The sequence below is a fragment of the Amycolatopsis sp. NPDC039088 genome (assembly GCF_055598845.1).
The window spans coordinates 140061-162425 of record NZ_JBVKAE010000005.1 but is presented as its reverse complement, the minus strand read 5'-3'; the positions used below and the strand labels follow the sequence as shown (position 1 = coordinate 162425).

Annotated in this window: 22 protein-coding genes; 8 read left to right on the top strand and 14 right to left on the bottom strand. The window is 67.5% G+C overall.

The window, feature by feature from the left end:
- Window positions 1-1085 precede the first annotated feature (1085 nt).
- Both ACZ7KI_RS08635 and ACZ7KI_RS08630 read right to left on the bottom strand, forming a co-directional pair.
- Window positions 1086-2123, bottom strand: coding sequence for an aspartate-semialdehyde dehydrogenase (locus ACZ7KI_RS08635; protein WP_470272550.1), 1038 nt, complete (start codon window positions 2121-2123; stop codon window positions 1086-1088).
- Window positions 2123-3388 carry an aspartate kinase gene (locus ACZ7KI_RS08630; protein WP_470272549.1) on the bottom strand — a complete coding sequence of 422 codons (1266 nt, stop codon included), beginning with the start codon at window positions 3386-3388 and terminating at the stop codon, window positions 2123-2125. The genes ACZ7KI_RS08635 and ACZ7KI_RS08630 overlap by 1 nt, the downstream gene beginning before the upstream one ends.
- Window positions 3389-3614: 226 nt before the next feature.
- Between ACZ7KI_RS08630 and ACZ7KI_RS08625 the strand changes: the two genes are divergently transcribed.
- Window positions 3615-4211, top strand: a complete 597-nt coding sequence (locus ACZ7KI_RS08625) for a nitroreductase family protein (protein WP_470272548.1) — start codon at window positions 3615-3617, stop codon at window positions 4209-4211.
- Here the strand turns inward: ACZ7KI_RS08625 and ACZ7KI_RS08620 are convergent.
- Complete coding sequence (locus ACZ7KI_RS08620) at window positions 4172-5641, bottom strand: MFS transporter (protein ID WP_470272547.1); 1470 nt, start codon at window positions 5639-5641, stop codon at window positions 4172-4174. The two genes, ACZ7KI_RS08625 and ACZ7KI_RS08620, sit on opposite strands and share 40 nt — an antisense overlap.
- A 104-nt stretch (window positions 5642-5745) precedes the next feature.
- Here ACZ7KI_RS08620 and ACZ7KI_RS08615 point away from each other — a divergent pair, with 104 nt between their 5' ends.
- Together ACZ7KI_RS08615 and ACZ7KI_RS08610 are read left to right on the top strand one after the other, a co-directional pair.
- Window positions 5746-6585 carry a helix-turn-helix transcriptional regulator gene (locus ACZ7KI_RS08615; RefSeq protein ID WP_470272546.1) on the top strand — a complete coding sequence of 280 codons (840 nt, stop codon included), beginning with the start codon at window positions 5746-5748 and terminating at the stop codon, window positions 6583-6585.
- Window positions 6586-6594: 9 nt separating this feature from the next.
- Complete coding sequence (locus ACZ7KI_RS08610; RefSeq protein ID WP_470272545.1) at window positions 6595-7188, top strand: hypothetical protein; 594 nt, start codon at window positions 6595-6597, stop codon at window positions 7186-7188.
- Here the strand turns inward: ACZ7KI_RS08610 and ACZ7KI_RS08605 are convergent.
- The gene (locus ACZ7KI_RS08605) at window positions 7181-8074 is read right to left on the bottom strand and encodes an ANTAR domain-containing protein (RefSeq protein WP_470272544.1); all 894 of its coding nucleotides are present in this window, start codon (window positions 8072-8074) and stop codon (window positions 7181-7183) included. The genes ACZ7KI_RS08610 and ACZ7KI_RS08605 overlap by 8 nt on opposite strands.
- Before the next feature lie 136 nt (window positions 8075-8210).
- Here ACZ7KI_RS08605 and ACZ7KI_RS08600 point away from each other — a divergent pair, with 136 nt between their 5' ends.
- Complete coding sequence (locus ACZ7KI_RS08600) at window positions 8211-8975, top strand: ANTAR domain-containing protein (RefSeq protein ID WP_470272543.1); 765 nt, start codon at window positions 8211-8213, stop codon at window positions 8973-8975.
- 14 nt (window positions 8976-8989) lie between these two features.
- Here ACZ7KI_RS08600 and ACZ7KI_RS08595 read toward each other — a convergent pair whose 3' ends face one another.
- The 3 genes from ACZ7KI_RS08595 to ACZ7KI_RS08585 are packed head-to-tail and all read right to left on the bottom strand — an operon-like array spanning window position 8990 to window position 11853.
- Complete coding sequence (locus ACZ7KI_RS08595) at window positions 8990-10843, bottom strand: CheR family methyltransferase (RefSeq protein WP_470272542.1); 1854 nt, start codon at window positions 10841-10843, stop codon at window positions 8990-8992.
- Window positions 10840-11442, bottom strand: a complete 603-nt coding sequence (locus ACZ7KI_RS08590; RefSeq protein ID WP_470272541.1) for a chemotaxis protein CheB — start codon at window positions 11440-11442, stop codon at window positions 10840-10842. The genes ACZ7KI_RS08595 and ACZ7KI_RS08590 overlap by 4 nt, the downstream gene beginning before the upstream one ends.
- A gap of 45 nt (window positions 11443-11487) precedes the next feature.
- Window positions 11488-11853, bottom strand: a complete 366-nt coding sequence (locus ACZ7KI_RS08585; protein WP_470272540.1) for a hypothetical protein — start codon at window positions 11851-11853, stop codon at window positions 11488-11490.
- 244 nt (window positions 11854-12097) lie between these two features.
- Between ACZ7KI_RS08585 and leuA the strand changes: the two genes are divergently transcribed.
- Window positions 12098-13855: a 2-isopropylmalate synthase gene (leuA, locus tag ACZ7KI_RS08580; protein WP_470272539.1), complete on the top strand. Its 1758-nt coding sequence runs from the start codon at window positions 12098-12100 to the stop codon at window positions 13853-13855.
- Window positions 13856-13983: 128 nt separating this feature from the next.
- Here leuA and ACZ7KI_RS08575 read toward each other — a convergent pair whose 3' ends face one another.
- Window positions 13984-14610: a peroxiredoxin-like family protein gene (locus ACZ7KI_RS08575; protein WP_470272538.1), complete on the bottom strand. Its 627-nt coding sequence runs from the start codon at window positions 14608-14610 to the stop codon at window positions 13984-13986.
- A 58-nt stretch (window positions 14611-14668) separates the two neighbouring features.
- Here ACZ7KI_RS08575 and ACZ7KI_RS08570 point away from each other — a divergent pair, with 58 nt between their 5' ends.
- A complete protein-coding gene (locus tag ACZ7KI_RS08570) occupies window positions 14669-15274 on the top strand; it encodes a TetR/AcrR family transcriptional regulator (RefSeq protein ID WP_470272537.1) in 606 nt (201 codons plus the stop codon).
- Here the strand turns inward: ACZ7KI_RS08570 and ACZ7KI_RS08565 are convergent.
- Complete coding sequence (locus tag ACZ7KI_RS08565) at window positions 15231-16169, bottom strand: LysR family transcriptional regulator (protein WP_470272536.1); 939 nt, start codon at window positions 16167-16169, stop codon at window positions 15231-15233. The genes ACZ7KI_RS08570 and ACZ7KI_RS08565 overlap by 44 nt on opposite strands.
- 86 nt (window positions 16170-16255) lie before the next feature.
- Between ACZ7KI_RS08565 and ACZ7KI_RS08560 the strand changes: the two genes are divergently transcribed.
- A complete protein-coding gene (locus ACZ7KI_RS08560; RefSeq protein WP_470272535.1) occupies window positions 16256-17179 on the top strand; it encodes an EamA family transporter in 924 nt (307 codons plus the stop codon).
- Here the strand turns inward: ACZ7KI_RS08560 and erm are convergent.
- Both erm and ACZ7KI_RS08550 read right to left on the bottom strand, forming a co-directional pair.
- On the bottom strand, window positions 17082-17891 hold the full coding sequence (gene erm, locus ACZ7KI_RS08555; protein ID WP_470272534.1) for a 23S ribosomal RNA methyltransferase Erm: 810 nt from the start codon (window positions 17889-17891) through the stop codon (window positions 17082-17084). The two genes, ACZ7KI_RS08560 and erm, sit on opposite strands and share 98 nt — an antisense overlap.
- 182 nt (window positions 17892-18073) lie before the next feature.
- Window positions 18074-18772 carry an SDR family oxidoreductase gene (locus tag ACZ7KI_RS08550; RefSeq protein ID WP_470272533.1) on the bottom strand — a complete coding sequence of 233 codons (699 nt, stop codon included), beginning with the start codon at window positions 18770-18772 and terminating at the stop codon, window positions 18074-18076.
- An 88-nt stretch (window positions 18773-18860) separates the two neighbouring features.
- On the opposite strand from ACZ7KI_RS08550, the gene ACZ7KI_RS08545 reads away from it, so the two are divergent.
- Window positions 18861-19424, top strand: a complete 564-nt coding sequence (locus ACZ7KI_RS08545; protein WP_470272532.1) for a CGNR zinc finger domain-containing protein — start codon at window positions 18861-18863, stop codon at window positions 19422-19424.
- Here ACZ7KI_RS08545 and ACZ7KI_RS08540 read toward each other — a convergent pair.
- From ACZ7KI_RS08540 to ACZ7KI_RS08530, 3 genes are all read right to left on the bottom strand, one after another.
- Window positions 19417-20058, bottom strand: coding sequence for an SDR family oxidoreductase (locus ACZ7KI_RS08540; RefSeq protein WP_470272531.1), 642 nt, complete (start codon window positions 20056-20058; stop codon window positions 19417-19419). The two genes, ACZ7KI_RS08545 and ACZ7KI_RS08540, sit on opposite strands and share 8 nt — an antisense overlap.
- A 196-nt stretch (window positions 20059-20254) precedes the next feature.
- Window positions 20255-21373: an ABC transporter ATP-binding protein gene (locus tag ACZ7KI_RS08535; protein WP_470272530.1), complete on the bottom strand. Its 1119-nt coding sequence runs from the start codon at window positions 21371-21373 to the stop codon at window positions 20255-20257.
- On the bottom strand, window positions 21370-22365 hold the full coding sequence (locus ACZ7KI_RS08530) for an ABC transporter ATP-binding protein (RefSeq protein ID WP_470272529.1): 996 nt from the start codon (window positions 22363-22365) through the stop codon (window positions 21370-21372). Before ACZ7KI_RS08530 ends, ACZ7KI_RS08535 begins: the two co-directional genes overlap by 4 nt.

The following is a 22365-nucleotide window of genomic DNA, read 5'->3' as shown; positions in this document are numbered from 1 at the left end:
GGCGTGGGTCCGGACCGGCTGACGGCAGCGGGGACGGCGCCTGATCTGTCCACAAAGGACCCTATTTGCACGGGTAAGTGTCCAACTTGGGCGGTATGCGTGGTTTCGCGAGCGGGTCGTGAGTGCGAAGTAGGGTTCTATTGAGGGGTAAGGCAAACGTGGCGTGTCGAATGTGGTTGCGAGTGGTGATGCGGGCTAGAGCGAACCCTCTCTTTGGTACCTACTCGTGACCTGCGGGCCCGGCTCGCGGCGAAATGCATGATGGCCCCCTTCCTTGCACCTAGGTACAGGACGGGGTCCTTCATGTACTTGGGGAGCGCGTGAAGGCCCCCTTCTCTCGGCTCAGCCGCAATGCCAGGAAGTTAAGCGACGGTGCCTGAGGTTTCCCTGATCGTCCATAAAGGACGCTTACCGTGGTAAATTGTCCGTTTGAGTAGCATTTGCCCGTATTTCCAAGTCTGTGAAGGCCTCCTTGAGGGACTCTGGGTCCCTCAAGGAGTCCTTCACGGCCCGGCCGTTACCGGACCCATACGCCATATTTGCCTTACTCCTTAATAACCCTCATTAACACTCACGACCCCCTTCGAAACCGTACATATAGGCATCAATCGGACATGAAGTCGTCCAATGGTGTCCCCTGTGGACAGTCAAGGAGGCCCCACTGTCTCAGTGGGGAGTCCTTGATTGCGACCAGTCCGCGAAGGTCTCCTTCGCTACCTTCAGGGCAGGGAAGGAGACCTTCACATCAGCGAGGCGATCACGCCATGTTTGCCTTACCCCTCAATAGAACAACCCAAATCACTCACGACCCTCGCGCAAAACCGTGCAAGTCGCGTAAATCGGGCACATTCGTCTCGAAAAGAGTCCCTTATGGACAGTCAAAGAGCGAGGCCCCTTTTCGTGAGCCCGCTCCCGCCGGGCCCGAGACACGACGCGTTCGCCTTCGTCCTCTAAATGCGGTTTTCGCCGGGCGCGCGCGAGGAAAGGTCCTTTCCTTGCGAAATTTTTAAGGAAAGGACCTTTCATCTCAAGCCACCGAGGTAGAACGCGTTTAGTCCTCTAAATGCGAGGAGGACGAGCGGGCGTCAGGACCGCGCGATCAGTTCGGCGATCTGGACGGCGTTGAGCGCCGCACCCTTGCGCAGGTTGTCGTTCGACAGGAACAGCACCAGACCGCGACCGCCGTCGACGCCCGGGTCCGTCCGCAGCCGCCCGACGTAGGACGGGTCCTTGCCCGCGGCCTGCAGCGGGGTCGGGATGTCCGACAGTTCGACACCGGGAGCGCCGGTCAGCAGTTCCGTCGCGCGCGCGACGGACAGCGGCTGCGAGAACTCGGCGTTGATCGAGATCGAGTGCCCCGAGAACACCGGCACCCGCACACAGGTGCACGAAACGCGCAGTTCCGGGATGCTCAGGATCTTGCGGCTCTCGTTGCGGAACTTCTTCTCCTCGTCCGTCTCGAACTCACCGTCGTCCACAATGGACCCGGCCAGCGGGAGGACGTTGTGCGCGATGGTGCGCGCGTACTTCTTCGGCTCGGGGAAGGTCACCGCCGCGCCGTCGTGGGTCAGCGCGCCCGCGTTCGACGCAGCCGCGGCGAGCTGGCCTTCCAGCTCCTCGACACCGGCGAGCCCGCTGCCGGACACCGCCTGGTAGGTGCTGGCGACCAGCCGCACCAGGCCGGCTTCGGCGTGCAGCGGCTTGAGCACCGGCATCGCGGCCATCGTGGTGCAGTTGGGGTTCGCGATGATCCCCTTCCGCGCCTCCTTGACCGCCTCCGGGTTGACCTCGCTGACCACCAGCGGGACGTCCGGATCCATGCGCCAGGCCGACGAGTTGTCGATCACCGTGGCACCGGCTGCGGCGAACCGCTCGGCCTGCGCCTTGGAAGTCGAGCCACCGGCGGAGAACAGCGCGATGTCCAAACCGGACGGATCCGCGGTCGTCGCGTCCTCGATGACGATTTCCTCGTCCTGCCAAGGAAGCTTCGAACCGGCGGACCGCGCCGAAGCGAAGTACCGCATTTCCGCGACCGGGAAACCCCGTTCGGCCAGCAGACGGCGCATCACGCCACCGACCTGGCCGGTCGCCCCGACGACGCCTACCCGCACTCCGTTCGCCATCAGCGACCACTCCCCGCGTAGACGACGGCTTCTTCATCGCCGCCGAGTTCGAACGCCTCGTGGATCGCGCGCACCGCTTCGTCGAGCTGCGCGTCCCGGATCAGCACCGAGATCCGGATCTCCGAGGTGTTGATGATTTCGATGTTGACGCCCGACTGGGCGAGCGCCTCGCAGAACGTCGCCGTGACACCGGGGTGCGAACGCATTCCCGCGCCGACCAGCGACACCTTGCCGACATGGTCGTCGTAGAGGACCGACTCGAAGCCGATCTCGGCCTTGATCTTCTCCAGTGACTGCACGGCCTTCGCCCCGTTGGCCTTCGACAGCGTGAAGGTGATGTCGGTCCGGCCGGACACCGTGCTGGACACGTTCTGCAGCACCATGTCGATGTCGATCTCGTCGTCGGCGATCACCCGGAAGATCCTGGCGGCGGCGCCGGTGTGGTCCGGGACGCCGGTCACCGTGATCTTGGCTTCGGAGCGGTCGTGCGCCACACCGGTGATCAACGCTTGTTCCACGGGGATCTCCTCGATAGAACCGGCCACCGTGGTGCCCGGCTTGTCACTGTAGGAAGAACGGACTCGGATCGGGACGCCGTAGCGGCGCGCGTACTCCACCGACCGCAGGTGCAGGATCTTCGAACCACTGGCCGCGAGTTCGAGCATCTCCTCGTACGGGATGGTCTCGAGCTTCTTCGCGTCCGGCACGATCCGCGGGTCGGCCGAGTACACACCGTCCACATCGGAATAGATTTCGCAGACGTCGGCGTTCAGCGCCGCGGCCAGCGCGACGGCGGTGGTGTCCGAACCACCGCGGCCGAGCGTGGTGATGTCCTTGGTGTCCTGTGACACGCCCTGGAAGCCCGCCACCAGCGCGATGTAGCCCTGGTCGAGGGCTTCGGTGACCCGGCTGGGGCTGACGTCGATGATCCGCGCGTTGCCGTGCACCGACGTCGTCACCACGCCGGCCTGCGAACCGGTGAACGACCACGCCTCCGCACCCTGCGCCGAGATCGCCATCGCCACCAGCGAGTTGGAGATGCGCTCACCGGCGGTGAGCAGCATGTCCATCTCACGCTCCGGCGGAGCCGGGTTGACCTGCTGCGCCAGGTCGAGCAGCTCGTCCGTCGTGTCTCCCATGGCGGAGCAGACGACGACGACGTCGTTGCCCGCCTTCTTGGTGGCGACGATGCGTTCCGCGACGCGTTTGATCCGGTCGGCACTTTCCAGCGACGAACCGCCGTACTTCTGGACCACGAGGGCCACGCCCGAACCTCCTCGACGGGCCGGGCGGCTCCTGGTGGGCACCGAGGAGCCCCCGCGTCCCTTATTTGGGCGAAAGCCTACCGGGGTCGCGCACGCCCGCCACCCTCGTAAGTGGTCCTGACCACCGCTTCGAGGACTCCGGGAAGTAAATCTTCCTTAACACCAACGAAATAGTCGGAGGGCTTTCACTTTAGTGACGGAGAGCACCCCTTGTTAGAGTCCGGCGGTGCACAAGCCCGCCGAGACGAGTACCCCGATCGCGCCGATCCTGGCCGCGAGGTGGAGCCCTCGCGCCTACGACGAGTCAGCCGTCGTCACCGAAGAGCAGCTCCGCGCACTGCTCGAGGCGGCCAGATGGGCCCCGTCGTTCGGCAACACGCAGCCCGCCCGCTACCTCGTCGGCCTGCGGGACACGCCGTCGTTCGACCGGATCCTCGCGACGCTCAACTCGGGCAACCGCGCGTGGGCCCGCCGCGCCGGGCTCCTGCTGATCGGCGTGATGGTGACCACGAACGAGAAGGGCGACGTCCCCTACGCCGAGTACGGCCTGGGGCTGGCCAGCGAGAACCTCGTGCTCCAGGCCGTCGACCTCGGCCTGGTCGCGCACCAGATGGCGGGCTTCTCGGCCGACGCCGCGAAGGACTTCTTCGGCCTCCCGGACGACGTCGTCCCCAAGGTCGCCATCGCCGTCGGCTCGCCCGCGGACCCGTCGGTGCTCGAAGAGGACTGGCGCGTCGAGCGCGAGAAGGCACCGCGCGAACGGGTTCCGCTGGCGGAGTTCGCCTACTCGGACACCTGGGGCACGAGCGCTTTCGCCGACTGAGGGAGCCAGCGCAGCGCGAGTGCGCCCAAGGCGACGTGCAGCAGGCTCAGCACCACCACGGCCGTGTGCAGCCCCGAAACGAAGGCCTCCTTCGCGTCAGCGGCGGCCGCGGGCGCGATTCCGGGCAGCTGGAGGGTTTCGTCGAGGGTGGGCGCTAGCTCCGGTCCGGCCACGCGGAACACGACCGCGGCGAGCGAGCCCATGAGCGCGATCCCCAGCGCGTTGCCGATCTCGTTGCTGGTCTCGGCGATCGCGCCCGCGGCTCCCGCCCGCTCGGCGGGCACCGCGGCGACGGCCGTGTCGGCCACCACGCTGAACGAGATGCCGTAGCCGACACCCGCGACCACCGTCGAGGCGACGTACCAGCCCGCCCCGCCGGAGACACCGGCCATCAGCAACAGCAGCAGGCCGACGGCGATGGAGAAGTGGCAGAGGATCAGCGCCGTCTTCTTGCCGACGCGGTCGACCAGCGCCGGGGTGACGACGCACATGGTCGTCAACACCGCCGCCCCCGGCATGGCCAGCAGCGCCGCGTCGGACACGGCCAGGCCGAGGACGGACTGCAGGTGGATCCCCGCCAGGTAGGCGGCCGCCGACCACGCCGCCAGCGGCAGCAGACCGGTGACGATCGCGATGGTGAAGACCCGGTCGCGGAACAGGGAGAAGTCGATCAGCGGCTGGTCGAGGGTCCGCTGACGACGGGCGAACCACCCCAGCAGGACCACCCCGGCGATCCCCGCGGCCACCCCGCCGACGGACAGGCCTTCCGCGGCGGTGTGCTTGACGCCGTAGATCGCGAGCAGCAGACCGACGGCGGAGAGCAGCACGCTCGGCACGTCGACCCGGCCGGTCCCCGTGGCCCGGACCTCGCGGAGCAACACCGGCGCGAGCAGCAGGAAGACCGCGATGACCGGCAGGTTGACCAGGAAGACCGACCCCCACCAGAACCGTTCCAGCAGCGCGCCGCCGACGATCGGGCCGATCGCGAAACCGGCGGCGAACGCGGCCGCGAAAACGCCGATCGCCTGCGCGCGGCGCCGGGGATCGGTGAAGAGTTCGCTCAGCACCGCCAGCGCCGACGGCAGCAGCGTCGCACCCGCCAGGCCCATCAGCGCGCGGAACGCGATCAGCAGTTCCGGGCCCGAGGCGCAGGCCGCGCCCGCCGACGCGGCGCCGAACACCGTGGCCCCGATCATCAGCAGCTTCAACCGGCCGTACCGGTCGCCGATGGCGCCGAACGCGATCAGCAGCGAACCGACGGCGAACCCGTAGACGTCCAGTAGCCACAGCTGCTGATCGGCGGTCGGGCTCAGTGCTTGGCTGATCCTGGGCATCGCGAGGAACAGGATCGACCCGTCCATGGAGACCAGGAGTACCGGGCAGAGGATCACCAGTAGGCCGAACCAGGACCGTTTGCTCTCTCGTGTCATGACGTCGACGGTGTGACACCGCCCGTCCGGCAGCCATCCACCTGTCCTGGGTACCCCTGACAGGTACACCCACGGACCGGCCCGGCGCGCTTAAGCTCGCGGTCGTGGAGAGCCTGGGGATGTTCTTGAAAAGCCGCCGGGACCGGGTGACGCCCGCCGAACTCGGCCTGCGCACCTACGGCACCTCACGTCGTGTGCCCGGCCTTCGGCGGGAAGAACTCGCCCAGCTCGCCGGGGTGAGCGCCGGGTATTACACGCGGCTCGAACAGGGCCAGGCCGAGACCGCTTCACGCCAGGTCCTCGACGCGCTCGCCAGGGCGCTGCGGCTCGACGACGTCGAGACCGGCCATCTGCACAACCTCGCCCGGCAGACCGCGCTCCCCAGGTTGGCCGACCCGGGACCGGAGGAGCCGCACCCCCGCGTCCTCGCACTGCTGGAGAACCTCGGCGAGGCCGTGCCCGCGCTCGTCTTCGGCCGTCGCGGCGACGTGCTCGCGTGGAACCACGCCGGGAACGCGCTCATGGCCGAACATGTCACGTTCGACGCGCCGCGGGATCCGGAGCGGCGCCCGTCCCTCCCGCGGATGTTCTTCCTCGACCCGCTTACCCGCGACCTGTACCGGAACCGCGCCGAACTGGCCCGCATCCACGTCGCCTACCTGCGGTTGACCGCGGGCCGCCATCCCACCGACGCCCGGCTGGCCGGCCTCATCGGCGAGCTGACCATGCGCAGCGACGACTTCGCCGCGCTCTGGGCGACCGGTGACGTCGCCGACTGCACCGTCGGCGCCATGCATCTGCGGCACCCGACGGTCGGCGCGGTGAGCGTCGACTACCAGGTGTGGCTCCAGCCGGACAGTCCCGATCACCGCTTGGAGATCTACACGCCGAAGGATCCGGGTTCCGCCGACGCACTGAAGATCCTGACCCAGTTCGAGCACTAACCTGGGGATATGGGGGCTTTGCGCAGTTATTTCCGGAACGAGGCACGCACCCTGGCCGGCCTCTGGCTGTATCTGAGGCGCCGCAAGGACGGCATCGACGGCGACGGGGTGGCCGTACCCTACGGAGCAGGCGGCAAAGCGATCTTCATCATCTTCGCCGTGGTGAGCCTGGTCGAAGCGGGCCTGTTCTGGTTGATCGATTTCGGTCTGTTCGCCGACCTCTTGCTCCTCGTCCTGGGGATCTACTCGGTGCTGCTGGTCTTCGGGGTCTACGCGGGCACCGTCGTCCGGCCGCACGTGATCTCCTCCCGTGAGGTGCGAGTGCGCTACAGCTCGTTCTACGACGTGCGGATACCGAGGGAGAACATCGTCAGCCTGCGGCAAATGAAGGAGAGCCACGATCCCGCCAAGGCGAGGGCCTTTCGGGACGGGACTTGGCTCAGCTACGACAACTACTACGAGACCAACCTCGTGGCCGAGCTACGTGAGCCGATCACGGTGACCAGACCGCTCGGGAAGACCGAGTCCGTCCGCGTCGTGAAGTTCACCGCGGACGACCCGAAGGCCGCCGTCGAGGCATACGGACGGCTCGCCGTCAGATGAGCCGGTAGGCCCTGGTCACGATCGCCAGCGCGAGCTCGGTGACACTTTCGTTCCGGGCGAAGGCGTGGCCGCGGATCAGGGCGAGCGCGTCCGAGACCGAGCAGTCTTGGGTGGCCATCACCACTCCAGCCGCCCGATGCACCACGGCACGGAGATCGACGTCGCCGAACAACGGATGCACGGGAAGACCGTCGGCGCCGTCGAGCCGCACGGCCGGGTTCAACGCGGTACCGGTCAGCGCTTCGGCGACCGCGCCCACGGATCGGCCCACCTCGGCGTCCGGTTCGGGCTCGGGCCGATACGCGATGAGCCTTCCCATCATCACCGCGGGCAAGCCCACCGGCGCCGAAATCACGGCGCGGACGCCGAACTCCCGCGCGGCGGAGCCGAACTGGGGCCACCGGCTCAGAAGCTCCGGCTCACCACAGATACCCGGGGTCAGTGCCGTGCCCCGCGACGGGCCTTCGCCCAGTACGTCTTCGAGATCGCGTACCCGGGCGGCGACAGGGTCGGACACCACGACCGCGGCCTCGCTTTCGGCGGCGCCGAACAAGGTCAGCGCGAGGCTGCGGAGGCCGGACGACTCGGCGACCGCCGCCATGAAGGCCGGGGGCCGATCGGCCGGTTCGTCCGGCCGGTCGGCCCAGCGCCCCACGGCGTCGAGATAGTCCGCGTGCAGCTCGGCCGCGGCACGGTGCTTGCGCTCGGTCGCGCGGTGCAGTTCCGCCATCCGGAGGTGAAACGACCGCATGGCTTCGCTGGCCGTGCCCAGCAGACTTTCGTGCCGCAGCGCCACGGTCGCCGCGCGATCCGCGCGTCCGCGCTCGGTTTCGATCAGTCCACGCAGAGCCGACGGGTCGTACCGGCCACCGGTGCCGTCCCACATGCGGCTGAGCGTACGCCCGCACCGGGCTCACCGGACTGCCCCGAATGGTTGAGCGGGTGTCCTGTCCTCCGGCAGGCGACTACCGTTGACAGCCCAGCGCCCCCCGAAGCTCATGCCGCAGGAAGGCCGCATTCTGATGCTGAATCGTGAAAGATGGGTCGCCGACACGTTGCTGGAGCTGGCCGACACACTGGTTCCCGGCCTCGATCCGACGAATTACTGGCTCTGTGTGGCGGATCGCTACGCGCACCTGATCGCGTCGTCGTCGGTCCGGCTGACCGCCGTCGGTGACCGCGCCGCCCGGCCGGTCGTGGTGGTCACGGACGATCGGCTCGGTGAACCGCCGCTCGACGGCCTTTTCGCCGAGGAGGGTCCCGGGATCGAATGCGGTGAGAGTGGCGAACCGATCGTGGACGTCCGCCTCGACCAGGCGACCACTCGCTGGAAGCGACTCGCCCCCGCCACCTTATCCCTCGGCTTCCGGTCCGCGCACGCGTTCCCGTTCAGCCGCCACGACGACGTCCTCGGCGCGGTGACGATCCTGACCACGGAAACCACCCCGCTGCCGGAACCCGACGTGCGCGTCGCGACCGCGCTCGCGGACGCCGCGACGATCGGCATGCTCAACCACCGGGCGATCGCCGGGCTGACCGCGACCTCCGAACAGCTGCAGGGCGCGCTCAGCAGCCGCGTGATCATCGAGCAGGCCAAGGGTCTGTTGTCCGCCCGGCTGGAGATCGGCCCGGACGAGGCGTTCCTCCTGCTTCGCCGCTACGCGCGCAGCCACAATCAGCGGATCGGTGAGCTCGCCGAGAAGCTCGTCAGCCGCAGCATGACCGCCGGCGAGCTGGTGACCTCACTTCCCAAACAAGCAGCGCTGCGGACGAATCGCCGCGGCTGAGTCCCTTCGGACGATCACTTGCGCAGCCGCTTCTCGATCAGCAGCACGACACCGCCGCCCGGCCCCCGCAGCGGCGAACAGCTGATCGAGGCGACGAGCGGCCTTCCCCGCCGGTCCATCGCGTCGATCTCGACCTGCTCCGCCCGGCGCCCGGTCTCGTTGCAGGCATCGACGACGTCGCGGAGTTCGGTGGTCGGCAGACCGAAGTCGAGCTCGAAGAAGTCCTGCCGGTACACCTCGCCGGTGCGCAGGCCCCACAGCTCTTCCGCGCCACGGTTCCAGCTGCGCACCTGGAGATCGCCGTCGAGGACGACCACACCCGCCTCGACGCTGGACAGCACCCCTTCGAAGAACATGCGCGTCTCGTCGAGTTCCGCGGTGCGGGTGCGCATCTCCTCGTTCATCGTTTCGAGTTCTTCGTTGCCCGCCTGGAGTTCCTCATTGGTGGTCTCCAGTTCTTCGTTCGTGGACTGAAGTTCCTCGTTCGTCGTCTCCAGCTCCTCGATGCTCGACTGGAGTTCCTCGTTGACCGTCTCGAGTTCCGAGTTGGTGGACTGGAGTTCGGCGTAGGCCGTCGACAGGTCTTCCTGCACCCGTTTGACCTCGTGCTGGAGCCTGGTGGATTCCGTGGTGTCGACGAACGTGATCGCCGCGCCGATGTCCTCGCCGTCGCTGGTGATCAAGGGACGGACGATGACCTCGAAGTACTGCGTCTCGCCCGAATCCCGCTGCCGCCGCACGGAATCGAGCCGGATGGCGTGCCGCTCGCCGTGGGCCTGGTCGATCACCGCCCGGAGTTCGACCGGCCGGTAGGAGATCTCCAGATCGTGGAACGGCCTGCCGACGTCCTGCGCGGTGAGCCCGAACTGCAGTTTCGCCGAGCCGTTGATCAGCGCGACCGTGCCGTCGCGGTCGAGGCCCAGCACGGAATCGGGCGAGGACGCCAACGCGAGTTCACTCACGAGCCGCCGCCGGTTGTTGACATCTCGCACGCCGAGCCCCGCGCGGACGTCGAACCGTCCGGCCTTCGCCGTCGTTCCACCCGCCCGCAGCTTGAACACTCGGTTGCGGATGTCGGCGACGTCGAACCGGACCCCGTCGGAAAGCAGCATTTCGGCCTTGCCGAGGAACAGATGGCCGCCTCCCTTGAGTGCGAAGTGGAAGCGCTCGATGATCTTCGCCTGTGCTTCGACGTTGAAGTACATCAAGGTGTTCCGGCAGGCAAGCAGATCGACGCGGGAAATGGGGGCGTCACGCGTGATGTCGTGCCTGCCGAAGATCACCCGGCGGCGGAGATCGCGCCGGAAGGCGAACATGTTGCCTGTCGGCTCGAAGTACTTCTTCTTCAGCTCGCCGGGAAGCCGTTCCATCGACTTCGCCGAGTACAGCCCCGTCCTCGCATCGCGTAAGGCTTCGTCGTCGACGTCGGTGCCGTAGATCTTGACCCGCCTGGTGCTTTCTTCGATGCCGAGGTGTTCCGCGAAGACGATCGCGAGGGAGTACGCCTCCTCCCCGGTCGAGCAGCCGGCGCTCCAGATCCGGATCTCCTCGTCGTCGCCGACCCTCGCGACGATTTCGGGTACGACCGTCGCCTGCAGATAGCGCCAGGCTTCGTCGTCACGGAGGAAACTGGTGACGTTGATCAGGATGGTGTTGAACAGTTCCTGGAATTCGTCGGCGTTGATCTCCAGAAAATCCCGGTACTCGCGGTACCCGGTGATCTTCACCGTCTGCATCCGCTTCTGGATCCGGCGGGCCAGTGAAGTCCGCTTGTAGCCGGTGAAATCGAAACCGCGGGAGTCCCTGATGAACGCCAGCAGGATTTCGAGGTCCCGGCCGTCTTCGATTTCGCCGTCCGGCGCGTTCATACCGTCCTCGTTCCGTTGACCAGGCCGACGAGCGCACCGGCGATTTCGCCCAGTGGCAGCACCAGGTCCACCGGCACGGCCTTCGTGACGGCTTCAGGCATTCCCTTGAACTCGGCGGTCTCCGGATCCTGGGAAACAACGGTACCGCCCTCGGCCTTGATCGCACCGGCGCCCACCGCGCCGTCGGAGCCTGTTCCGGTGAGGACGCAGGCGAGTGCCGCGGGGCCGTAGATCGAGGCGACGGATTCGAAGAGCAGATCGGCCGACGGCCGGACGAACTTCACCTGTTCGGTCGTCGACAGGCGGAGGACGCCGCCCGGCTTCACCAGCAGGTGACGATCCGGCGGCGCGACGTAGGCCACGCCTGGCGCGATGACGTCGCCGGTCTCCGCCAGTTTGATCCGCAGTTCGGATCGGCGGTCGAGGATGTCGCCGAGCATCGTTTCGTGCCGGGGGTCGAGATGCTGGACGAGGACCAGGGGCACGGGAAAATCGGCGGGCAGGGCACCGAGCACCTCGATGAGTGCCTTGACCCCGCCCGCCGAAGATCCCACGGCGACGATCTCGTAGGCCACCTCGTGACGGTCGGGGAGGCGCATTCTTCGAGCGTAGTGCTCCCGGGGCCGCGCCGTGTGTTGGTCGTCCTAGGCCGAACCGCCGACGCGACGGATGATCTTCGCGAGGATGGCCGAGACGACCATCCAGAAGACCGCCGCGATGCCGTGGTTGATCAGCACGCGCAGCTTGGCGTCGGCCGGCATGAAGAGGTCCTTGAAGCCCAGCAGCAGTCCGTCGGCCCAGCCGCGGACGAACGAGACGATGCCGTTGTCGGCGTTGGCCTCACCGATCACGAAGACGATGTGCAACACCAGGATCGCCGCGAAGATCAGCCCGATCCAGCGGACGACACCGGCCAGCACACCGGCCGCGCGCCCGCCGCCCGCGCGCCAGTCGATCTTGCGCCTGGTCGCCTGATCTGCGGTTTCCTTCTCTTCAGCGTGCTCGCCCATGCCGGGCAGTGTGGCACGCCCCCAGGTCCGATTGCTACCCGCGAGTAACCCAAATGGGCGCCACTTGAGTCACGGTTCGATCGCGGCCCGGGTTTCCTTTCGGGAGATCTCGTGGTTAAGGTGGCGTCGTGGCTCGAGCTCTCCTGCTTCGCTGCCGCGACGGGGCCTGATCTGACCGGCTCCCCGTCGCGGGGCTTCGTGGTGCCGGTCGTCGCACCCGATTCTTCAGGAGAACCGTCTTCTCATGAGCATCCGTAAGCCCACGCGCCCGGCCCCGTCCGAACAGGCTTCGTGGAACACCCAGCGCGGCACTTCGATGCCCGTACATCGCTATCGCCCCTGGTACCAGCTGGTCGAGGACATCGAGCTGCCCGACCGCACCTGGCCGGACAAGCGCATCGACACCGCACCGCTGTGGTGCGCCGTCGACCTGCGCGACGGCAACCAGGCCCTGATCGACCCGATGTCGCCCGCACGCAAGCGCAAGTTCTTCGATCTGCTGGTCCGCATGGGCTACAAGGAGATCGAAGTCGGCTTCCCGGCGGCGTCGCAGACCGACTTCGACTTCGTCCGCGAGATCATCGACGAGGGCGCCATCCCGGACGACGTCAGCATCCAGGTGCTGACGCAGTGCCGCCCCGAGCTGATCGAGCGCACCTTCAAGGCACTCGAAGGGGCGCCGCGCGCGATCGTCCACATCTACAACTCGACGTCGATCCTGCAGCGCCGCGTGGTGTTCCGCGAGGAGCGCATCGGCATCACGAAGATCGCTTCGCAGGCCGCTGAACTGGTCGTCGACTACGCGGCGAAGCAGCCGGACACCGACTTCCGCTTCCAGTACTCGCCGGAGTCCTACACCGGCACCGAGCTGTCCTACGCGCTCGAGGTCTGCAACACGATCACCGAGATCTGGCAGCCGACGCCGGAGAAGCCGGTCATCCTGAACCTGCCCGCCACGGTCGAGATGGCGTCGCCGAACGTCTACGCCGACTCGATCGAATGGATGCATCGCAACCTGGACCGGCGCGACTCGGTGATCCTGTCGCTGCACCCGCACAACGACCGCGGCACCGGCATCGCCGCCGCCGAGCTCGGCTTCCAGGCAGGCGCGGACCGGATCGAAGGCTGCCTGTTCGGCAACGGCGAGCGCACCGGCAACGTCGACCTGGTCGCGCTGGGCATGAACCTCTACAGCCAGGGTGTCGACCCGCAGATCGACTTCTCCGACATGGACGAGATCAAGCGGACCGTCGAATACTGCAACCAGCTGCCCGTGCACGAACGCAGCCCGTGGGCCGGTGACCTGGTGTTCACCGCGTTCTCCGGCAGCCACCAGGACGCGATCAACAAGGGCCTCGACGCACTGAAGGCCGCCGCCGACAAGGCGGGTAACCCGGTCGACGAGCACCCGTGGGAGGTCCCGTACCTGCCGATCGACCCGAAGGACATCGGCCGCAACTACGAGGCCGTGATCCGGGTGAACTCGCAGTCCGGCAAGGGCGGCGTCGCCTACATCATGAAGGCCGAGCACCAGCTCGACCTGCCGCGGCGCCTGCAGATCGAGTTCTCGAAGGTCGTACAGCGGCACACCGACACCGAGGGTGGCGAGGTCGACCCCACCACGATGTGGAACGCGTTCTCGGCCGAGTACCTGGAGCTGAAGACGCCGCTGGAGCTGGTCCGCCAGCACGTCAGGGACAACGGTGACGGCGAGTACGACATCACCGCGACCGTGCGGGTCGAAGGTGACGAGCACGAGGTCACCGGCCGCGGCAACGGTCCGATCGCGGCGTTCTTCGACGCGCTGTCGACCGTCGGGTTCGACCTGCGGCTGCTGGACTACAGCGAGCACACGCTCTCGCCGGGCGACGACGCGCGGGCGGCGTCGTACATCGAGTGCGCGATCTCCGACCGCGTGTACTGGGGCATCGGGATCGACCCGTCGATCGTGACCGCTTCACTGCGGGCCGTCGTGTCCGCCGTGAACCGGGCCAACCGGTAAGTCACCGAACCTAGTGTCGCGTGATCCTGCGAGAACACACGTGACCTCCGTCTGATCACACGTGACTTCCGTCTGATCACACGTGATCGCCGCAGGATCACGCGCCACTAGAGGACTACTTGCGCCGATTAGAGGGCCTTCACGGCGGCCAGGATGTCGGCCGGGTCGGTGCGGGTGGTGTAGTCCGGATGGACGTCGATGAAGCGGATGACGCCTTCGCCGTCCACCACCAGGACGGTCGGATACGGCAGCTCCCATTCCTCCGCACCATTGATCTTCTCGACGTCGCCGATGAGCGTGTCGAACGCCGGCTTCGTCGCGGGGTCGAGGCGGAACGTGATGCCGAGCGCGCGCCCGAGTTCGTTGCCCACATCGGACAGGACGGTGAACTCCAGATCCTTTGTGGACAGTGAGTCGTCCGGGAGCTGCGGGCTGACCGCGATCAGCTTCGCACCCAGATTCTCCAGCTCCGGCAGGACTTCCTGCTGATACGTGCGCAGCGCCAGATTGCAGTACGGGCACCACGCCCCGCGGTAGAACACCACGACGGCCGGCCCGTCCGCGACCCGGATCCGGTCACCGTTCGCGTCCGGCAGCGTCAGGTCCGGCATCGCCGTCCCCGGCTTCGCGGCGGCCTCGGCGATCACCCCGACGAACCCTTCACGATCGGCCTTGAGCACTTCGGCGATCTCCGCCGGGACGTGGCTCGCGACGTTGGCCCGCAGCTCGGCGAGGTCGGTGTTGAGATCCCCCATGGTCAGCTCCTTGGATTGTACTGATCGGTACAGTGTGCCCGACTGTACTATTCGGTACATGGATGGTCAACCGGCGAAAACCCCGCGCGGACGCCAGACGCGGGAGGCGATCGTCGACGCGGCGGCAAACCTGATGTACGTCCACGGCGTCGCCGGGACGAGCGTCGACAAGGTGCTGGCGGCGAGCGGGGCCGGGAAATCGCAGATGTACCACTACTTCAAGAACAAGGACCAGCTGGTCGAGGCGGTGATCAAGCGCTACCTCGAAGCGATCCTCGGCAACCAGCCGACCATCTTCGAACTGCGTGAATGGGCCGACTTCGAGCAGTGGACCCAGGAGATCCTTGCCATCCAGAGCACGCCGAAGGGCCCCATCGCCTGCCCGCTCGGCAACCTCGCCGGCGAACTCGGGGACGACCCGAAGATCGCGCCACTGCTCGACAACGCCTACCGCGAATGGGAGTCCCATCTCCAACGTGGACTGGAATCCTTGCAAGCAAACGGAAAGCTGGCCGAAGACGCCGATCCGGCCCGGCTCGCGCAGGCCGCGATGACCTGCGTCCAGGGCGGCCTGCTGATGGCGCACCTGCGGCACGACGTCACGCCGATCGCCGACGCGCTCAAGATCGCGCTGGACCACCTGAAGCGTCACGCTCGCCCGTGAGCGCGGCGACCTCGTCCGCGAGTGCGTCGAGCACCTTCGCGACCGCGGGCCGCGAGGAGGCGCCAAGCCGGTAGACCGCTTCGACGTGCCGCGCCGCCTTGATCCCGGCGAGCGGACGGCACACCAGACCACTGCCGCGCCGGGTGTCCATGGTGTACCTGGGCAGCAGCGCGATCCCGTGTCCGGCGGCGACGAGCCGTTCGGTGATGCGGAAATCGTTGATGCGCTGCACCACCTGCGGACGCACACCGGTGCGGATGATCAGCGACTGGAGGATGTCGTCGACCGGGAAGCCGGCGTTGACGCTGATCCAGCGTTCGTCGGCCAGTTCGGCCAGTTCGATCCGGCGTTTCTTCGCGAGCCGATGCCCCGCGGGAAGCGCGACGTCGAGCGGTTCGCGCAGCAGATGTCGCGTCTCCAGCCGTTCCGAACCGAGCGACGGCGCGTGCTCGTCGCGGTGCGCCACCACGATGTCGTAATCCGCGACGAGGCCCGGCACCTCCGGCGGTGTCATGTCGACGTCGCGCACGATGACGTCCAGCCCCTCGTACTCCGCCGTGCGGCTCAGCAAACCGGGCAGGAGCATCAACCCGGCCGACTGGAAGATCGCCATCCGGACCCGGCCGCGCGGGGCACTGCGATAAGTGTCCAATTCGGACTCCGCGCGATCGAGTGCGGCGAGGACGTCGTCCGCGCGGCCGACCAGGGCGCGGCCCGCGTCGGTCAGCCGGAGCCCCCGGCCAGCCGGTTCCGTCAACGCGAGCCCGACGTCGCTCTGCAAAGCGCGCAGTTGCTGGGAAACCGCGGACGGGGTGCAGTGCAGTGCCTTCGCGGCCGCCGTCACGCTGCCGCGGTCCGCGAACTCCCGCAGGGTCCGCAACCGGCCGATGTCCATGCCACCACCTCTGTGAAGCCAAACTGAACGGTCACTGAAAATATTATCGCTTGTCCTTCACGATATGCCCCCGTAAGAGTGAAGACATGCCCGCCCGCGACCGTTTGCTCGCCCTGTTCGTCGCCGTCCTCTGGGGCTGCAACTTCCTCGCCATCCACGCCACCCTCGGGCAGTTCCCTCCCGTCTTCGCGGGCGGACTGCGCTTCGCCGTCATCGCGCTCCCGACGATCTTGTTCGTGCCGTGGCCGAAGGTGAAGATCCGCCACCTGCTCGGCTACGGGCTCGGATTCGGCACCGGGCAGTTCGCGTTCCTCTTCATCGCAATGGACACCGGTATGCCGACCGGTCTCGCGTCGCTGGTGCTGCAGGCGTCAGCCCCGTTCACCGTTCTGCTCGGCGCCGTCTTCCTGCGGGAACGCGTGTCCGGGCGACAGCTCGCCGGCATCCTGCTCGCCGTCGCCGGGATGGCGACGATCGCCTGGCAGCAGGCCGGGAACGCCGCCCTCCTGCCGGTGATCCTGACCCTGCTCGGCGCGCTGAGCTGGGCGTTCGGCAACCTGAGCACGCGGCAGGCGGCACCGGACAACCCGCTGAATTTCGTCCTCTGGATGTCCGTGGTGCCGCCGCTGCCGATGTTCGCGCTGTCGCTGGTCATGGAGGGGCCGGCGGAGATCGGCCACTCGCTGAGCACGCTCGGCACCACGACCGGGTTGATCGGCCTCGGCGGACTCGCCTACGTCGTGGTGTTCGGCACGATCGTCGGCTCCGGGATCTGGACCTCGCTGATGCGCCGAAATCCGGCGGGCGTGGTCGCGCCGTTCTCCCTGCTGGTGCCGGTGGTCGGGCTGTCGATGGCGTTCCTGGTCCTCGACGAGCGGCCGTCCCTGCTCGAAGTCATCGCGGCGGCCGTCGTCATCGGCGGCGTGCTGTTCGGTTCGACGAAACGCCGGAAGCGCGAACCGGAGTTCCTCGGTGAAGCCGAAACGCCTCAGCCCACTGGCGTGCGGTGAGGTTCTTGGGCAGAGCGGTCGGCGCGATCCCCTCCGCCCGGAGCCATCGTCCGGCGTTCCGCAGTCCGGCCGCGGCGAGGATCTCGGCGATGCCACGGCCGCGACCGGTGAACACCCGCCGCACGAAGTCCTGGTAGCGCTCGCGGTCCGCGTCCGCGACGAGCGAAGACGGCCGCCGGGTCATGGTCAGGAGGCCGCCGTCCACGCCGGGCGTCGGGCGGAACGCCGTCGCCGGAACCCTGCTGACCAGCCGGAACTCGAACCACGGCCACCACTGCGCGGTCATCATGGTCGCGCCGCCGACGCCCGCCCGGCGACGCGCCACCTCCCACTGCACGAGCAGCACCGCTTCGATCCAGCCAGGAGCGGACAGGACGCGTCGCAGCATCGCGGTGGTCAGATGGAACGGCAGGTTTCCGACCAGCACGTACGGCGTCACCGGAAGGGGGTGGCGCAGGAAGTCGGCGGTGACGATCTCCGTCGGCGGCTCGACCCGGCTCGCCAGCCGTGCGGCACGCCGTCCGTCGAGTTCGATGGCTGTCAGGCGCCTGCCCAGCCGCCGCAACGGAAGGGTCAGCGCGCCGTCACCGGCGCCGATCTCCACGATCGGCCCGCCGGTGTCGGCGACGAGCTCCACGACGGTTTCGATGACCGTCCGGTCGACAAGGAAGTTCTGGCCGAGTTCGTGACGGCCAGGACGCTGTGTGCGCAAGGGATCTCCGCGGCTTCGAGGGGAGCCGGGCAGCTTGAAGCAGACCCGGCGACGACTCACTCGGGCAGCGGTTCCTTGCGATGGACGAGGAGCCGCCGCTAGGCGCGGCGGGTCCTGGTGAATGCGGCTGCACACATGGCGGCGAAACTACCTCGGCCCGGAGACCTTCCGCCAACGATTTTCTACGCGCTGATCCGGCTGGTGCCGAGGTGTTCGACCGGACCGGACAGCGCGGCCTTGACCTGACGGGTGAGGTCGTCGGCGAGGACCTCGGTCTCCCCCTTTTCGAGCCCGTCGACGACCTGCCGGGCGACGTCGCGCGGGTCGTTCTTGGGGATGTCGAGGCCCTGGGTCATGTCGGTGTCGGTGTAGCCGAGGTGGACGCCGACGACCTGGGTGCCCTGCTCGGCGAATTCGATGCGGAGCGAGTTGGTGATCGACCAGAAGGCCGCCTTCGACGCGCCGTAGGAACCCGAGCCGGCCGCCCACGACAGGACCGAGTGGACGTTGACCAGCGCCCCGCCGTTTTTGAGCTGCGGCGCAAACGCTTGCGCGATGCGGAGCGCGCCGAAGACGTTCGTTTCGAAGACCGGCCGATGCGCGTCCACGTCGTCGGTGAGCAACGAGCCGAGGCCGAGGATCCCGGCGTTGTTGAAGACGATCGTGGCGTCGCTCGCCTTTTCGGCAAGGGCGCGGACGGACTCCGGATCGGTGGCGTCCAGCGGGAGCGGGACGATCCGGGGATCGCTCTCCTCGCGCGGCGTCCTGGCCGTGGCGTAGACCTTGGCGGCGCCACGGTCGAGCAGTTCGGTGACGAACGCCTTGCCGAGTCCGCGCTGGCCGCCGGTGACCAGGACTACGGCGCCTTCGATGGAGGTCATGACAGTGCTCCTTTGACAGAAGTGTTTGGCTTTTGCCTCTGTCATCAGAGTGGAGACGGAGTTCGACAGAGTCAAGTAGACTTGACCTATGTCATGGACCGCGACGGACCGATACCGGTTGCGCGCCGCCCCCTCGGGACTGGCGCTCGTTCAGGACTTCCTCAACACGAAGGCCATCCAGACCTACGGCCTGGACCTGCTGAGTGACGCCGATCTGGCGCTGTCTTGGGCGGCCGAGGCGCTGACGGAATGGTCGCGGGCACGCGACGCCGAAGTGCCCGAAATCACGCTGAACTCAGGGGACCTTCGCGCGCTTCGCGACCTGCGGGAGTCGTTCGGTTCACTCGTGGACGGACAGGACACGGCCGTCGAGAAACCGATCAAAGCGGAACTGGTCCTGCGGGACGGCGTCGTCCGGCTGTTCCCGTCCGGCACCGGGCGGCAGTGGCTCACTTCGGCGCTGTGGACGGAGACGCTGCTCGCGCAGCAGTCCGGGATCTGGCCGCGCCTGAAACTGTGCCGACTCGACGGCTGCCGTTCGGCCTTCTACGACGTCTCCCGCAACAACAGCGGCGTCTGGCACGACGTGCGCACCTGCGGGAACATCGCGAACCTGCGCGCGTCGCGGGAACGGAAGAAAGCGCTCAGCTGAACGAGGACAGGGCCGACGGAATCGGGATTTCGCCGCCGATGACGTCGAAGCCCTGGTTCTCGGTCAGCGGTTCTTCGAGGGTGGCGACCATGACGGCGGCGACGTCGGCGCGACAGATCCGGCCGGGTTCGAGGTGGCCGGCGACCTTGACGTGCCCGCTGGGCGGATCGTCGGTGAGCGTGCCGGGCCGGACGATCGTCCAGTTCAGGCTGGAGCGGCGGAGGACACTGTCGGAGATCTGCTTCGCCATCAGGATCGAGCGCACCAGCCGGTCACCCTGATCCGGCGAATCCGCGAACTGCGCGGAAAGCTGCACGAACCGCGAGACACCCGCCTTCTCCGCGGCGCGGATCGCGGTGATCACGCCGTCGCGATCGACGAGGTCGACCGACGCCTGATCCGGATCGGGCGCGCCGATCGCGCTGAGCACGACCTCGGAACCGGCGAGCGCCTCGACGAGGTCGTCCGCGTCGGCGGTGACGTCCGCGACCACCGTTTCGACGCCGAGCCCAGCGACCTCCTCGGCGCGGCGACGACTCCGCAACCCTGCCCGCACCTGATGTCCTCGCCCTCGAAGAAGCCGGACCACGTGAATCCCCGTCCGCCCCGACGCACCCAGCACTGTGACCCGCATAACAGAAGTCTGCCTGAAAGCGGCGGGCCGTGCCGGGCTCTTCAAGTCCGTGAAGGCCTCCTTGAGGGACTCTGAGTCTCTCAAGGAGGCCTTCACGGACTTCCGATACTTCTCCGCCGGTGCCCAGTTCCGCACCGAACGCGTTTAGTCCTCTAGATGCGGTAGCGCGTGAAGGGGGCCTTCACGTACTTGCAACCTAGAGGATCTCCGCCGCCGAGCCGACGTCAGGCAGGCCGCCGATGTCGGGGTTCAGTTCCCCGGCCTCGACGAGTTCCGCCTTGACCTCGTGCGGTTTGATCCGCCCGTCGCGGATGTCCTCCGCGTAGTGGCAGGCCACCCGGTGCCCGGCGCCGATCTCCCGCAGCTGCGGGCGGTCGGTGGAGCACAGACTCTGCTGCTTCCAGGGGCACCGCGTGTGGAACCGGCAGCCGGACGGCGGCCGCGCCGGCGAGGGCAGGTCACCGGCGAGCAGGATCTGCTCCCGGGTGTCCTCCACCGTCGGGTCCGGCACGGGGATCGCCGAGAGCAGCGCCCGCGTGTACGGGTGCAACGGGTTCTCGTACAGCGCGTCGGCGTCCGCCTCTTCGACCAGCGAGCCGAGGTACATCACGCCGATACGGTCGGAGATGTGCCGCACCACCGCGAGGTCGTGCGCGATCACCAGATAGGTGAGCCCGAGTTTCTCCTGGAGGTCTTCCAGGAGGTTGACCACCTGCGCCTGCACCGAGACGTCCAAAGCGGACACCGGTTCGTCGGCGACGATCAGGTCCGGCTCGACGGCGAGTGCCCGCGCGATGCCGATGCGCTGACGCTGACCGCCCGAGAACTCATGCGGGTACTTCCGCAGCGAGGACTCCGGAAGACCAACGGCGGACAGGAGTTCACGCAGCCGCCGGGCGGTCGCTTCCTTGTCCTTGTCGAGGCCGTGCGCCTTCATTCCCTCCAGCAGAATGGATTCCACCGACTGCCGAGGGTCCAAACTGGACATCGGGTCCTGGAAGATCATCTGCATCCGGCGGCGGGCCTTGCGCAGATCCTCACCCTTGAGCCCGGCGACGTCCGTGCCGTCGAAGACGACGTTGCCGTTCGTCAGCTCGGTCAGCCGGAGGATCGCCCTGCCCAAAGTGGACTTGCCGCAGCCGGATTCCCCGACCAGACCGTAGGTTTCACCCTTGCGGATGGCCAGGTCGACACCGTCGACGGCGTACACGTGCCCGACCGTCCGGTCGAACACGACGCCGCGTTTGATCGGGAAGTGCACCTTGAGGTCGTTGACCTCGAGCAGCACTTCCTGCGGCGGTACCGTGTGCGTCATCGGGCCCCTCCTCGTGCGGCCACGGCCGGGACCACCGGGTTGTGGCAGCGCAGCAGACCGCCGCGATCGGGCGTCAGCTGCGGTGAAACCTCCCGGCACACGCCGAGAGCGTTCGGGCAGCGGGGCGCGAAGGCGCACCCGTTGTCCCATGGGATGTTGTCGGACACGGAACCCTTGATCGGGATCAGTTTCTCGCCGCGGCCCGCGTCGAGCCGCGGGATCGACGCGAGCAGGCCGTGCGTGTACGGGTGCCGGGGTTCGGCGAACAGCGAGTGCCGCTCCGCCCGCTCGACGATCTTGCCGCCGTAGAGCACGTTGACCTCGTCGCACAGACCGGCGACGACACCGAGGTCGTGCGTGATCATGATCAGCGCGGTCCCGGTGTCCTGCACCAGTTCCCGCAGCAGCGCGAGGATCTGCGCCTGGATCGTCACGTCGAGCGCGGTGGTCGGCTCGTCGGCGATGAGCAGCCTGGGACGGCAAGCGAGCGCGATCGCGATCAGCGCGCGCTGCCGCATTCCGCCGGAAAGCTGGTGCGGGTACTCGGAAAGCCGCCGCGTCGGGTCGGGGATGCCGACCTTGTCCAGCAGTTCCGTCGCTTCCACCGACGCCGCCTTGCGCGACATCCCGCGGTGCCGTTCCAGCACCTCGGTGATCTGGAGCCCGATCGGGATGACCGGGTTCAGCGACGACAGCGGATCCTGGAACACCATGCCGAGGTCACGACCCCGGCGGTCCCGCATTTCCTTGTCCGACAGGCGAAGCAGATCCGTGCCTTCGAACGACACCGAACCACTGACCTGGTTGCCGCGCTTCGCGAGCAGCCGCATGATCGCCAGCGAGGTCACGGACTTGCCGCAACCGGACTCGCCGACGAGACCGACCGTCTGGCCGGGTTCGACGTCGAAACTGATCTCGTCCACCGCGGTGAACGGCTTCTCACCACGTCGCTGGAAAACGACCTTGAGGTCGCGTACTTCAAGGAGAGCCAT

What these genes read in the sequence shown, in the direction of transcription:
- ACZ7KI_RS08635 (WP_470272550.1), bottom strand. Translation starts at nt 2,123, where the DNA reads ATGGCGAACGGAGTGCGGGTAGGCGTCGTCGGGGCGACCGGCCAGGTC.
- ACZ7KI_RS08620 (WP_470272547.1), bottom strand. Translation starts at nt 5,641, where the DNA reads ATGACACGAGAGAGCAAACGGTCCTGGTTCGGCCTACTGGTGATCCTC.
- ACZ7KI_RS08610 (WP_470272545.1), top strand. Translation starts at nt 6,595, where the DNA reads ATGGGGGCTTTGCGCAGTTATTTCCGGAACGAGGCACGCACCCTGGCC.
- ACZ7KI_RS08605 (WP_470272544.1), bottom strand. Translation starts at nt 8,074, where the DNA reads ATGTGGGACGGCACCGGTGGCCGGTACGACCCGTCGGCTCTGCGTGGA.
- ACZ7KI_RS08600 (WP_470272543.1), top strand. Translation starts at nt 8,211, where the DNA reads ATGCTGAATCGTGAAAGATGGGTCGCCGACACGTTGCTGGAGCTGGCC.
- ACZ7KI_RS08595 (WP_470272542.1), bottom strand. Translation starts at nt 10,843, where the DNA reads ATGAACGCGCCGGACGGCGAAATCGAAGACGGCCGGGACCTCGAAATC.
- ACZ7KI_RS08590 (WP_470272541.1), bottom strand. Translation starts at nt 11,442, where the DNA reads ATGCGCCTCCCCGACCGTCACGAGGTGGCCTACGAGATCGTCGCCGTG.
- ACZ7KI_RS08585 (WP_470272540.1), bottom strand. Translation starts at nt 11,853, where the DNA reads ATGGGCGAGCACGCTGAAGAGAAGGAAACCGCAGATCAGGCGACCAGG.
- leuA (WP_470272539.1), top strand. Translation starts at nt 12,098, where the DNA reads ATGAGCATCCGTAAGCCCACGCGCCCGGCCCCGTCCGAACAGGCTTCG.
- ACZ7KI_RS08575 (WP_470272538.1), bottom strand. Translation starts at nt 14,610, where the DNA reads ATGGGGGATCTCAACACCGACCTCGCCGAGCTGCGGGCCAACGTCGCG.
- ACZ7KI_RS08570 (WP_470272537.1), top strand. Translation starts at nt 14,669, where the DNA reads ATGGATGGTCAACCGGCGAAAACCCCGCGCGGACGCCAGACGCGGGAG.
- ACZ7KI_RS08565 (WP_470272536.1), bottom strand. Translation starts at nt 16,169, where the DNA reads ATGGACATCGGCCGGTTGCGGACCCTGCGGGAGTTCGCGGACCGCGGC.
- ACZ7KI_RS08560 (WP_470272535.1), top strand. Translation starts at nt 16,256, where the DNA reads ATGCCCGCCCGCGACCGTTTGCTCGCCCTGTTCGTCGCCGTCCTCTGG.
- ACZ7KI_RS08550 (WP_470272533.1), bottom strand. Translation starts at nt 18,772, where the DNA reads ATGACCTCCATCGAAGGCGCCGTAGTCCTGGTCACCGGCGGCCAGCGC.
- ACZ7KI_RS08545 (WP_470272532.1), top strand. Translation starts at nt 18,861, where the DNA reads ATGTCATGGACCGCGACGGACCGATACCGGTTGCGCGCCGCCCCCTCG.
- ACZ7KI_RS08540 (WP_470272531.1), bottom strand. Translation starts at nt 20,058, where the DNA reads ATGCGGGTCACAGTGCTGGGTGCGTCGGGGCGGACGGGGATTCACGTG.
- ACZ7KI_RS08535 (WP_470272530.1), bottom strand. Translation starts at nt 21,373, where the DNA reads ATGACGCACACGGTACCGCCGCAGGAAGTGCTGCTCGAGGTCAACGAC.
- ACZ7KI_RS08530 (WP_470272529.1), bottom strand. Translation starts at nt 22,365, where the DNA reads ATGGCTCTCCTTGAAGTACGCGACCTCAAGGTCGTTTTCCAGCGACGT.